Annotated in this window: 6 protein-coding genes and 2 tRNA genes; 2 read left to right on the top strand and 6 right to left on the bottom strand. The window is 35.1% G+C overall.

The window, feature by feature from the left end:
- Window positions 1-65 precede the first annotated feature (65 nt).
- The 4 genes from I600_RS15035 to I600_RS15020 form a co-directional block, all read right to left on the bottom strand.
- Window positions 66-4,259: a hybrid sensor histidine kinase/response regulator transcription factor gene (locus tag I600_RS15035; protein ID WP_058105383.1), complete on the bottom strand. Its 4,194-nt coding sequence runs from the start codon at window positions 4,257-4,259 to the stop codon at window positions 66-68.
- A 280-nt stretch (window positions 4,260-4,539) separates the two neighbouring features.
- A tRNA-Pro gene (locus I600_RS15030) sits at window positions 4,540-4,614 on the bottom strand.
- Between the two features lie 39 nt (window positions 4,615-4,653).
- A tRNA-Ser gene (locus I600_RS15025) sits at window positions 4,654-4,742 on the bottom strand.
- A 111-nt stretch (window positions 4,743-4,853) separates the two neighbouring features.
- Window positions 4,854-6,890 carry an HD family phosphohydrolase gene (locus I600_RS15020; protein ID WP_058105382.1) on the bottom strand — a complete coding sequence of 679 codons (2,037 nt, stop codon included), beginning with the start codon at window positions 6,888-6,890 and terminating at the stop codon, window positions 4,854-4,856.
- Between the two features lie 120 nt (window positions 6,891-7,010).
- On the opposite strand from I600_RS15020, the gene I600_RS15015 reads away from it, so the two are divergent.
- Together I600_RS15015 and I600_RS15010 are read left to right on the top strand one after the other, a co-directional pair.
- Window positions 7,011-8,186, top strand: coding sequence for an acetyl-CoA C-acyltransferase (locus I600_RS15015; RefSeq protein WP_058105381.1), 1,176 nt, complete (start codon window positions 7,011-7,013; stop codon window positions 8,184-8,186).
- Window positions 8,187-8,202: 16 nt separating this feature from the next.
- Window positions 8,203-8,955 carry a C40 family peptidase gene (locus tag I600_RS15010; protein ID WP_058105380.1) on the top strand — a complete coding sequence of 251 codons (753 nt, stop codon included), beginning with the start codon at window positions 8,203-8,205 and terminating at the stop codon, window positions 8,953-8,955.
- A 46-nt stretch (window positions 8,956-9,001) separates the two neighbouring features.
- On the opposite strand, the gene I600_RS15005 is transcribed toward I600_RS15010, so the two are convergent.
- Together I600_RS15005 and gyrA are read right to left on the bottom strand one after the other, a co-directional pair.
- Entirely contained in the window at window positions 9,002-10,264 is a 1,263-nt protein-coding gene (locus I600_RS15005; RefSeq protein WP_058105379.1) for a tetratricopeptide repeat protein, read from the bottom strand.
- Between the two features lie 37 nt (window positions 10,265-10,301).
- Window positions 10,302-12,860: a DNA gyrase subunit A gene (gyrA, locus tag I600_RS15000; protein ID WP_058105378.1), complete on the bottom strand. Its 2,559-nt coding sequence runs from the start codon at window positions 12,858-12,860 to the stop codon at window positions 10,302-10,304.
- Window positions 12,861-12,899 lie beyond the last annotated feature (39 nt).

The following is a 12,899-nucleotide window of genomic DNA, read 5'->3' as shown; positions in this document are numbered from 1 at the left end:
CAATTATGTTATATGTACAATTGCATTCTTTTTTATTGACCTATTTCAACTTAGATGATCATACATTAATTGTCCTCTTTTACGGGCTCACCTTTATTACCCTCCATATATTCCGTTGGGGTTACATTGAATAATTCTCTAAAGGTTTTACTAAAATAAGCCGTTGAGTTGAAGCCACACATATGGGTAACTTCTTTTATAGAATAGCAATTTTTCTCTAACAGTTCTGCAGCATACCTTAATCTTATTGTCCTTATAAAATGACTAGGATTATTACCTGTTAAGGTATTTATCTTTCTATAAAATTGAGACCTACCAATACCGAGTTCCTTTAATATATCATCTTGCTTAAAATCCTCATCATCAACATTATCCAATACTACCTTTGTTGCCTTATCTAAGAACACCTCATCCATATTATTGGTAGTAACCTCACTTGATGGGAAAATACCGCCAATTTCAGAAAAGCGTTTTCTAAGTCTCTTTTTCGCTTCAATTAGGTTTCTAATTCTTGATTTTAGCACACTGGTAACAAATGGTTTGGATAAATAAGCATCTGCACCATTATCATAACCACTAACCCTGTCTACTTCTAAACTTCTAGCCGTAAGGAGTATGACAGGTATATGACAAGTTTCGAACTCGGTCTTCATCAACCTGCACATTTCAAAACCATCCATTTTTGGCATCATAACATCACTAATGACCAAATCTGGATAACGTTTTTTAACCATTTCTAAGCCCTCTTCCCCATTCTTTGCCTGCAGAACCTTGTATTTGTCTTGCAAATCGTTCTTTAAGTGTTGACGAAGCTCTTTGTTATCCTCAACCAATAAAATAGTTGGTTTTTCAATTTCACTTTCTGTATTAGGATTTGGCAAAATTAGATTTTCATCATCCGCGATATACATTTCATATTCTACAGATTTCATGGAATTGATCAGGAATTCATTTTTTACATTCTCTACTTCAACCGGGGTAGACTTATTATCCAAAGGTAATCTCACCACAAATTTACTACCTACACCATATTCACTTTCCACAAAAATTTCTCCACCATGTTTTTCCACCAGAGCCTGCGTAAAATTCAGCCCTATTCCCGTACCGGACTTAGTTACATCTATATGGTAAAATCTTGAAAAGATGTTTTTAATTTGCTCTTTATCTAAGCCTATTCCCGAATCTGTTACGGTTATTTCAACAAAATCCCCTGTCATTTCCTTTTTAAGAAATAATAGTTTGGACGAGCTTTTTTTCTGGGATACCTTTTTTATTGAAAAGGTGATTTCGCCACCTGCATTGGTAAATTTTATGGCATTTGAAATAAGGTTGGTTATAATTTTTTCAACCTTATCTAAATCGAACAATAAGTCGATACTGTCAGACTCTGATATAAATCTATATTCAATTTCCTTTTTATTGGCAAGACCTACAAACAGTGAAAATATGTCTTCACTAAATTTAACAATGTTTCCTTTTTCGAGCTGAAGGGGTGCCATACCGACATCCATTTTTCTATAATCCAATAATTGATTCACTAAATGCAATAATCTACGGGCACTACGCTGTATTGAAATAGCTGAAGACTTCACCTCGTCCGGATTATAGGAATAATTGGATAATATTTTATCGACCGGATTCATTATTAAGGTCAACGGTGTTCTAAATTCATGGGAAACATTGACAAAGAATTGAAGTTTCAACTGATCCAGTTCATGTTCTTGTGCTTCTTGTACTTTTTGTGTGTAGTATCTCATTATCAAATAAAACAGTAACACACCAAACAATGAATAAAGTAGATAAGCCCACCAGGTTTTCCAAGGTGGCGAAAGAACTTCAAAATTTACGATGGTTGCCTTAGCTTGCTCCCAATTGCCATCTAGAGATGCTTTTACCTCAAAGCCATATTTCCCCGGACTTAGGTTGGCATAGCTCACCTCTCTTTTTGTGCCAATGGTTTCAAAATCGTTATCAAGACCTTGCAACTTATAGGCATATTGTACCCTTTCCGGGTTTTCAAAATGAAGTGCCAAAAAATCGAACGCAACATAATTTTCATCATAGTTCAATTTTAAATTTTCCAACTCTTCTACCCTATCTTCTAATAAAATTCTTTCATTGACCGTATCACCAACAACCACTGGCATATTGTTCAATGTAAACTGGGTAATCTTAGGTTTTAGTGGTGATGAGGGTTTTAATGTAATATCATCTGGGTGAAAAATATTAAATCCGTTTATGCCTCCTATTATAATTCTACCGTCACTGGTTTTCTCAATAGATTTACTTTGATATTCTGGTCCTTGCAACCCATCATGAATATTAAAGTTCTTTAATTGATCTGTTTCCGTATTTAAAAATGAGAGTCCGCTTTTTGTTGTAATCCAAAAATTGTGATTATCATCTTCTTGTACACCAACCACCAAATTATTGGGCAAACCTTCTTTTGAGGTATATGATTTAAGAACATTAAAATCTGAATCTAATTTATAAATACCCGTATCTGCACCCAACCAAATATTTCCTAAATGATCCTCAGAAATATGATTGATAAGGTTGTCTTCAATACCCGGTTTTTTAATCTCATTAAAGGTCAATGTTTCAGGTATTCTTTCTTTGAACTGGTTTAAATCAATATAGTTTAACCCTAATGAAGTGCCAACAAATAACCTATTTCTAGAATCAACGAATAAATAAAATATAAAGTTACTGGCAAGTCCATTTTCCTTACCGGCTACATTTTTAAAGTTATGGAACTTATTGGTTACAGGATCAAAGAGACTTAAACCTTCTGTTCTTAACCCAAGCCATATTCTATTATCATTATCTTCTACCCCTGACCAAACGGAATTTTGACCTATGGTATTGGGGTTAGATTCATTGTGCAAGTAACGTTGAACATTATAACTTTCTGGATCAAATCTATTTACCCCCCCATCTAAAGTACATACCCAGATTTGCCCATTCTTAGACTCAAAAGTGTACAAAATTCTATTAGAACTTATACTGTTACGATTATTGGGGTCATGTGGAAAATGCTGAAAGGTATTGTTTTCTTGATTTAATAGATTTAAACCACCATTATAGGCGCTTATCCATAGGCGCTCCTTAGAATCTTGGAGAACAGATTGAACAATTTTTTCGTTTAGTCCGTTTGGGTTTCCAGGTTGATAGTAATAATGACCAAAAGCGTATTGCGAAGGATCCAATTTACTTATCCCTTTATCATAGCTACCTATCCAATAAATACCATTAAAATCTTCATAAATTTTTGACGGTTTATTATTAGGTAATGAAAATGAATCGGAAAAGTTATTGACTAAATTCTGAATTACTTTTTCTTCGGTCTTATTTAAAATGAACAAGCCATAACCATCTGTTGATGCCCAGATATTACCATCTTTATCTAAATGCATATCACGAATAGCAATATCCGTTTCATCTGTAAATGATATATGGGAAAAGGTGTTCTTGGACCTATTCCAATGAATAATGTTAGAGAGGTTATTTCCTATCCAAAAATCATTGTCAGCATCAACAAATATATTCTTAGGTATATGGTTTAATTCGTAATTAGAAGTGTTCTCAATGAATACACGATCAAAATTATCTTGCTCAGCATTATATCTATTTAAATATTCGCCATTGGTTCCTAACCAAATTTCATTATTTTGATCTTTAAGAATTACATTAACAATATTATTATCCAACGAATTTAAGTTAGAATCATCATTTAGATAATAGTAAAATTTTAATTTAGATACATCTGCATTAAACTCTTCCAGTAATATTTTTATGACACCATTATTGGTAGCTACCCACAAGGCATTCTTTTCTTCATCAAAAAGTAAAGCATTTATAAATTTACGTGGATTGTTAGATAAGGAAAGTTGCTTGTACAGATCTACCCTAAGAAAACTATTCGTTTTTTTATTAAAGTAATTTAAGCCATTGTTAGTACCTATCCATAAATTACCGTCTGCTCCTTCTACAATGGCATTAATTCTATTATTACTAATTGAATTCTGATCATTTAATATTGACTTGTACACTTCAAACTCATACCCATTATACTTATTAAGGCCGTCAATAGTACCAAACCACATAAAACCTTCTGAGTCTTGAAAAATAGTTAAGCAAGTACTGCTCGATAAACCATCAACGGTATCTAAGTTTTCAAACTTAAAATTGTTGAATTGAGCATTGGTAACATAGCTAAGTAAGCCACAAAAAATTAATAAAAGTATCTTCCTTTTCATTATAATCCGATTAAAATATCATCCTTTAGAACTTTATAGCTTATCCTATAGCAGTAAAGAATATTTAACAATCAAAATAGCAAAATTTTAGCTAATTATTGCCGAATTATCAATTAAAATAAGAGTTTATTGGCGTTTAACAAATTATGGAGAAAACAGTATTTTTTTAATTGTGATAGATTACAATTGAAGGTTCTAGATGTAATTATATCTAAAAGGCAATACCGCTTTTTGAACGTATAAAAACAAAAAAAGCCACTGATTTCTCAGTGGCTTCTTGTCGGGGTGGCAGGATTCGAACCTGCGACCTCCGCGTCCCAAACGCGGCGCGATAACCGGGCTACGCTACACCCCGAATTGGTTATCAAAAAATATGTCTCTCAACATACTGTTGCGGAGAGACAGGGATTCGAACCCTGGGTAAGTGTTTCCACCTACGACGATTTAGCAAACCGCTCCTTTCGGCCACTCAGGCACCTCTCCAGTAATTCTTCAATGAACTGTTGCTCTAAATAGCGGATGCAAATGTAGTAAGTATAACTGATTATACACAACAATTTTTACGTTTTTTTTTAATAAAAAAATATCTTGCTGTTACTCAGGATATTCCACACGCAAATGATAAATATTTATAAGCTTCTGTTTGAAGATTTTCTTGATTGTCTCTATTTCTTTGAACGTAATGTCAGCATTCAAAAACTGATTTGCCTTCATTTGACCAGAAATTATTTTGTCGACAAACTCATCTATAATTAAAAATGTTGGATTCTTTAAACTTTTTGATGCTGCTTCTACTGAATCTGCCATCATAAGAATTGCAGTCTCCCTTGAAAAAGGTAAAGGCCCTGGATATCTAAAATCCTCTTCGTTTACATTTTCATCAATTTCTTTTTGCTTCTTATAGAAATAATATACCAAAGTAGTACCATGGTGAGAACGTATAAAATCTATAACTCGATCGGGAATATTATTCTTTCTGGCGATTTCAATGCCTTTTATTACATGATCCACGATAATTCTAGCACTGTCTTTTGGACTAAGTTCATCGTGCGGGTTTACATTGGTTACTTGGTTTTCAGTAAAATAAGTAGGGTCGTTCATCTTACCAATATCGTGATACAATGCCCCTACCCTTACCAGCATGGCATTGGCACCAATTTCATTAGCCGCAGCCTCGGCCAAATTAGCTACCTGTAAAGAGTGATGAAATGTTCCCGGAGCCTTATTACTTAATTCTTTTAATAGTTTGGAATTGGTATCGGAAAGCTCTAATAAGGACACATCGGACACCAATCCAAAAACTTTCTCGTAGATATAGATCAAAGGCTGAACAAACAGCGTAATCATTCCATTTAGAAGAAAAAGACCCAAAGTATACCATTCAATATCACTTAAGTCTCCCTCATGAATGGTATGAAAAGCCAAATAACCTATAATATATATTAATGTAATCTGCCCTACGCTAACAAAAAGGTTAGCCCTTTTGTATAATTCCGACACCGTTAGAATGGTAACTATTCCCGTAATAATCTGAAGAAATATATATTCAAAACTATTAGGCACAACAAAACCAAGAATAAGAATGGTCAAGACATGTACAAATAACCCTAATCTTGCGTCAAAAAAAGTTTTTAGGATTAACGGTAGAATACATAACGGGACAACAAAAACCAATTGATCATTATACTTTATAACCATTGTGGTTACAAATACCATTAATAAAATATTGAAAAATATAAAAGTGACTTTTACGTTGTTTTCATAAACGGTTCTTCTATACTTTTTTAAGAATAAAAATAGCATGATCAATACCAATGCCACTAGAACGGTATAACCTATTAAAATAAAGTAATAATTATTGGCAGTCCACAATTCAGACTCATACTCTGACTTTAAAGACTCTAAAATCTTTAAATTTTCTGGCTCTACCACTTCTCCTTTGGCTATGATCAAACGGCCTTGATCAACGGTACCACGCGTATAAGAAAGTTTTGACAACGCCTCTGCCCTAGCTTTTTGGGTGAGATTATTATCAAAACTTACATTAGGCTCAATAATATCAAAAAATAAGGCTTGTATTTCCTTTTCAAATGCGCTGAAATTATTATCATCAAGTATAGCGCTAACCAGGTTATTGATTTCACTTACCTTTAAAAAATCTGAAACGCGTACTTTACTTGCCTCATTTCCCTTTACCAAATAAATGAAATTACGTTGTACCTGTTTGCCATTATTCTGTAATATTCCCTTTGCATAAACAGAATCTAAAATGACTTGGGCAAAATATTTTAATCGGCTTTTTTGGTTTCTAGTCAGTTCTGTATTTCCCCATTGAGACTCAAATTTATCATCAAACGACTCTCTAACTTTTTCTACTATACCCTCATCATAACTATAGTACGGTAATTGATTATTTTCTATAATTTGCTTTTCCTTAGCTATTTCAGCATCGGTCTTTTGAATAGAAAAATCAAAAGGGGCATACAGGTTTTCAAACTGCCACGGTTTTCCTTTTTGAAACTCATATTTAAATTTACCTCCTTTGGGCAAGAAGAATACTATAAATGCAACCGCAACTACATAGAGTATATATTTGAAAATGAGCGATTGCTGTTTGTAAAGATTATCCAAAAGAAAATTGTATTAGGTTCTTCAAAAATAGAAAATAATAAACTGATAACTAGTAATTGAGATGATATCACTTGGGTTGCTTTAGAATTTAGTAATTTCGTTTCATCTAAATTTAAAAACATGAAAGAGGTAGTTATTGTTTCAGCCGTAAGAACCCCTATAGGTAGTTTTATGGGCGGATTATCCACAATACCAGCTCCAAAATTAGGAGCCATAGCTATTGAAGGTGCTTTAAAAAAAATTGATCTTAGTCCAGATGTAGTAGACGAAGTATTAATGGGCAATGTAGTTCAGGCCGGTACTGGACAAGCACCGGCCAGACAAGCTGCAATATTCGCCGGCATACCAAATAACGTTCCTTGTACAACCATAAATAAAGTTTGTGCTTCGGGCATGAAGGCCGTAATGCAAGGGGCTCAAGCAATTGCTTTGGGTGATGCCGATATTGTAGTTGCGGGCGGAATGGAAAATATGAGTCTTATACCGCATTACGTACATATGAGAACCGGAACAAAATTTGGTCCTTCTACGTTAATAGACGGAATGCAAAAAGATGGCTTAGTTGATGCATATGACCAAAATGCAATGGGCGTGTGTGCAGATGCTTGCGCCACTAAATATGAATTTAGCAGAGAAGATCAAGATGCCTACGCCATTCAATCATACAAAAGATCTTCAGAAGCTTGGGAAAACGGTAAATTCGATAATGAGGTTATTCCCGTAGCTGTTCCGCAAAGACGTGGTGAACCAAAAATGGTTACTAAAGATGAAGAATACTCAAACGTATTTATTGACAAAATACCCAATTTAAGACCGGCATTTTCCAAAGAAGGCACAGTTACCGCTGCCAATGCCTCTACCATTAATGACGGTGCCGCTGCATTAGTCTTAATGAGCAAAGAAAAAGCCATTGAGCTAAATCTTACACCTTTAGCAACAATAAAAAGCTATGCAGATGCAGCGCATGAACCAGAATGGTTTACTACAGCACCGGCAAAAGCATTACCGAAAGCGCTAGCGAAGGCTAATTTAAAATTGGAAGAAATAGATTTCTTTGAATTTAATGAAGCATTCTCCGTAGTTGGACTCGCAAATATGAAAATATTAGGCTTGAACGATAAAAACGTCAATGTAAATGGCGGTGCCGTTTCTCTAGGGCACCCATTAGGATGTTCTGGCGCACGTATATTGATTACATTGCTAAATGTATTGGAGCAAAATAACGCAAAACTAGGTGCTGCAGCCATTTGTAATGGCGGTGGAGGCGCATCGGCAATCATTGTCGAAAGAGCTTAAGCTTTAAATAATATTCATGCAATACGGAATTTGTTTTTTAAGTATTCTACCTGTACGAAGCATGCCCGATGAGGCATCTGAACTGGTAACACAACTTTTGTTCGGGGAACATTACAAGGTTTTAGAATGCAGAAAAAACTGGTCTAGGATAAAAACTGTCTTTGACAAATGTGAAGGTTGGATCATGAATAGCCAACTTATGTTTATACCTGAAGATGAATTCAATGATATTCAAACTAGAAAGGAATTGAAATATGTCTCAGATTTAATTTCTTTTGTTGAAGACCATAATAAAGTTTTAACACCAATTCTAATAGGGTCATGCATACCAGAAATTGCTTCTTTACCCATTACATTCAATGGAACATTTACAAATACAGAACAACCAAAGGAAAAGCTGATAAAAACCGCATTGTTATACCTAAACTCACCCGAACTTAAAGGTGGAAAAACCCCTTTTGGTATAGACAGTGCCGGCTTTGCCCAAATGGTATATAGAATAAACGGCTACCATCTTCTAAGAACGGCAGAAAGCCAATCTAAACAAGGTTCCGCATTAAGTTTTGTTGAAGAAAGTGAGGCTGGAGACTTAGCATTATTTGATAACGCTAATGGGGATATTGACCATGTAGGCATCATAATGGAGGATAATTATGTAATTCATGTAAATGGTAAAGTAAGAGTAGATCGCTTAGACCATACCGGTATTTTCAATAATGACCTTAGAACATATACGCATCAATTAAGAGTCATTAAAAAAGTTGTATAAAAAAAGGCCCTAATTAGGGCCTTTTTCATTTTGCTGTAAGTTAGAATTACTCTCCTAACAACTTCTTTATTCTAGTAAAGTTTTCAGTATCACCCATAGCTCCATAAATATTCTTAAGCTGTGTCATGATATTTTCATTACCAGGGTTGTTCTTCAATGCATCTTCCAAAACATCTGCACCTTGCTTGAACAAGCTATCCTTTTTCTCTTTCAATTCATCATACTTGGCAATATCCGCTCTACTATTACCTAACGAGTTCATTTCATCAATAAGGTTGTTACCTTCATTTACATAGGTTGTAGAAAGATTTAAATATGCATTGGTATATTTAGGATCAAGCTCTATCGCTTTTTTGTAAGATACACGAGCATCTTCATAATTGTCTTGCTCCATGCTAATTACACCAACGTTGTAATGTAAATCTGGATTATCTGGTGCAAGTGCTATTGCCTGAGCCATTAATTCTTTAAACTTATCTTTATTTCCTTGATTGAAATAAAGGTTTGCTTCGTTTAAAATAAGATTTACATCTTCTGGATCATTTTTTCTAGCTGCCTGATATGCTTCTAAAGCTTTTTCATCTTGCCCTAATTGAGTGTAGATCAATGCTGTATTCTTAACAATTTCAGCTTTTTTAGATGGCGTTTTTTCATCCACAGGATTGGTATAAGTACCAGATTTCACCATAAGGTCACGTTGAACTTTATCCATCTCCTCAACTTCACCTGAAGCCGCATTCGTAGCCTTATACACAACACCGCTACCATCATAACCTACTTCTTGTAATTTGTTATAATAATCTAACGCCATTTCATAATGACCACCGTTTACAGCACTACCTGCAGCATAGTACAAGTAAGATGTATCCTTAGGACTCAATGTATAGCTCATATACAACTTCTCAGCCGCTTCTTTAAACTTATTGTTACTGTTATCGCTAACCGCAGAGTTAACCAAATCTGCAGTCAATGCTGCCATATACTGGTTAGTCTCAGAAGAATATTTTTGTTTACCAGAAGCTTCTTCTATCTCAATAACCTTTTTAAAAGAATTCGCAGATTTTTCAAATGCATCATTATCTCCTTTTTTGGCTAAATCGCTATAAATTTTACCTCTTGTAAAGTAATATTGCGCCTGAGTTTTCTCATCAGCTGCAGCAATAGTACCTGAAGCAGCTTCTATAGCAGTTTTGGCTGCTGTAGCATCGCCAGATTTTAATGCCTTTTCCGCAGACTTTATTTCATTCTTTTGAGCAAAACCGACCATAGTAAATGTCAGCGCCGCTACAAGTAATAACCTATTTTTCATTTTTAATATATTAATTATTAGTGTTTATTATTTAAGTTTATTCTTCGGTATCAGGATTATCAATCTCTGTGCCATCTTTTTCTTCAGTATCATCTACTTCAGTTGCACCCTCAGTATTCACTTCAATATCAAGGATTTCAGATTCTTCAAGATCATCTTCATCCTTCATAACCTTAGCAACTGCAGCAATAGAGTCGTTACCTTTAATATTGATCAACCTAACACCTTGTGTAGCTCTTCCCATAACACGTAAATCCTCTACGCTCATACGAATTGCTATTCCAGATTTGTTGATAATCATTAAATCATCAGAGTCGGTAACGTTTTTAATAGCTACAAGTCCGCCCGTTTTATCAGTAACACTAATAGTCTTAACCCCTTTACCTCCTCTATTGGTAACCCTATAATCTTCTATACTAGATCTTTTTCCATAACCTTTTTCAGAAACAACTAAAATTTCTTCCTCAAAATTATGAACCGACACCATACCGATTACTTCGTCTTCATCATTTGCCAAAGTTACACCTCTAACACCAGAAGCATTTCTACCCATTGGTCTAGTTTTACTTTCTTCAAACCTAATTGCCTTACCAGATTTAAGTCCAAGGAATATTTGACTTGTTCCCGTAGTCAACTTAGCTTCTAGCAACTCATCACCATCTCGAACGGTAATGGCATTGATACCATTTTGACGTGGTCTTGAATATTGCTCTAAAGATGTTTTCTTAACCACACCTTTTTTAGTAGCCATAATCACATAATGTGCATTTATGTAATCTTCATCCTTTAAATCTTGCGTACAAATGAACGCCTTTACGCTATCATCCTGTTCTATATTGATCAGGTTCTGAATTGCCCTACCTTTAGACGTTCTACTACCTTCAGGTATTTCAAACACACGCATCCAGAAACATTTTCCTTTTTGCGTAAAGAACAACATATATTGGTGGTTGGTACCAACGAACAAATGCTCTAAGAAATCTTCATTTCTGGTTGAGGATGCTTTTTGACCTACACCACCTCTATTTTGCGTTTTGTACTCGGTCAAAGGAGTTCTCTTGATATAACCTGCGTGAGAAATGGTAATTACCACTTGCTCATCTGGAATCATATCTTCCATGCTAAGATCTCCACCTGCTACATTGATTACAGACCTTCTTTCATCGCCATACTTTTCCTTAACCTCAAGAAGCTCATCTTTGATGATTTGCATTCTTCGCTCCTTTTTATCAAGAATATCTTTTAAATCGGCAATAAGAAGCATAATTTCATCATACTCGGTTCTAAGCTTATCTTGCTCCAGACCTGTCAACTGACGTAAACGCATTTCAACAATGGCCTTGGCTTGAATCTCACTTAATTTAAAGCGTTCAATTAAGTTGTTCCTTGCCTCATCAGCATTATTGGAAGCTCTAATTATTGCAATTACCTCATCTATATTATCAGAAGCAATTATTAAACCTTCTAGTATATGGGCACGATCTTCAGCTTTTTTCAACTCGAACTGAGTACGCCTAACCACTACTTCATGTCTATGCTCAACAAAATGATGTATCATTTCCTTGACATTCAACAACTGCGGCCTACCATTTACCAATGCAATATTATTTACACTAAATGAGGATTGCAATGCCGTATACTTGTACAACATGTTCAATACTATATTAGGAATAGCATCTCTCTTTAAAATGTAAACGATACGCATACCGTTACGGTCAGATTCGTCTCTAATGTTAGAGATACCCTCTATCTTTTTATCATTAACAAGATCGGCAGTTTTCTTGATCATATCTGCCTTGTTCACCTGATAAGGAATCTCTGTAACCACAATACACTCCCTTCCCTGAACCTCTTCAAAGCTAGCCTTTGCACGTATTTTTACACGACCTCTACCTGTATGAAAAGCCTCTTTAACTCCATCATAACCATATATAATACCACCGGTTGGAAAATCTGGTGCTTTAATATGGGTGATCAGCTCGTCTATCTCAATATCATTATTATCAATATAAGCTACCGTACCATCTACTACTTCAGATAAATTGTGAGGAGGCATATTGGTAGCCATACCTACCGCAATACCAGACGCACCGTTCACTAAAAGGTTTGGCACCCTTGTTGGCAAAACCGTAGGTTCTTTTAAAGAATCGTCAAAATTCAATTGATGATCAACCGTTTCTTTATCAATATCAGCCAACATGTCATCTGCAATTTTACGCATACGGGCTTCCGTATAACGCATTGCTGCAGGACTATCACCATCTATTGATCCAAAGTTACCTTGACCATCTACAAGCATGTAGCGTAAACTCCATTCTTGAGCCATACGCACCATGGTATCATATACAGAAGTATCACCATGTGGGTGGTACTTACCTAAAACTTCCCCTACAATACGTGCAGATTTCTTATGTGAGCTATTACTTCTAACTCCTAATTCATGCATTCCGAAAAGAACTCTTCTGTGTACGGGTTTTAATCCGTCCCTAACATCTGGCAGGGCACGTGACACAATGACCGACATTGAGTAATCAATGTAGGCAGATTTCATTTCCTCTTCAATATTTATGGGAATCAATTTTTCACCGTCAGCCATTTTAAAATCTTCTGTTTTTTAATTAGTAAAAAAGCATGC

Source organism: Maribacter dokdonensis DSW-8, from assembly GCF_001447995.1.
Lineage (GTDB): Bacteria > Bacteroidota > Bacteroidia > Flavobacteriales > Flavobacteriaceae > Maribacter > Maribacter dokdonensis.
The sequence above is the reverse complement of the archived record's forward strand: the minus strand, read 5'-3'. Positions and strand labels throughout refer to the sequence as shown.

Excerpts from the sequence above, each read along its gene's own strand:
- I600_RS15035 (WP_058105383.1), bottom strand. The coding sequence starts at position 4,259 with ATGAAAAGGAAGATACTTTTATTAATTTTTTGTGGCTTACTTAGCTAT.
- I600_RS15015 (WP_058105381.1), top strand. The coding sequence starts at position 7,011 with ATGAAAGAGGTAGTTATTGTTTCAGCCGTAAGAACCCCTATAGGTAGT.
- I600_RS15010 (WP_058105380.1), top strand. The coding sequence starts at position 8,203 with ATGCAATACGGAATTTGTTTTTTAAGTATTCTACCTGTACGAAGCATG.
- I600_RS15005 (WP_058105379.1), bottom strand. The coding sequence starts at position 10,264 with ATGAAAAATAGGTTATTACTTGTAGCGGCGCTGACATTTACTATGGTC.
- gyrA (WP_058105378.1), bottom strand. The coding sequence starts at position 12,860 with ATGGCTGACGGTGAAAAATTGATTCCCATAAATATTGAAGAGGAAATG.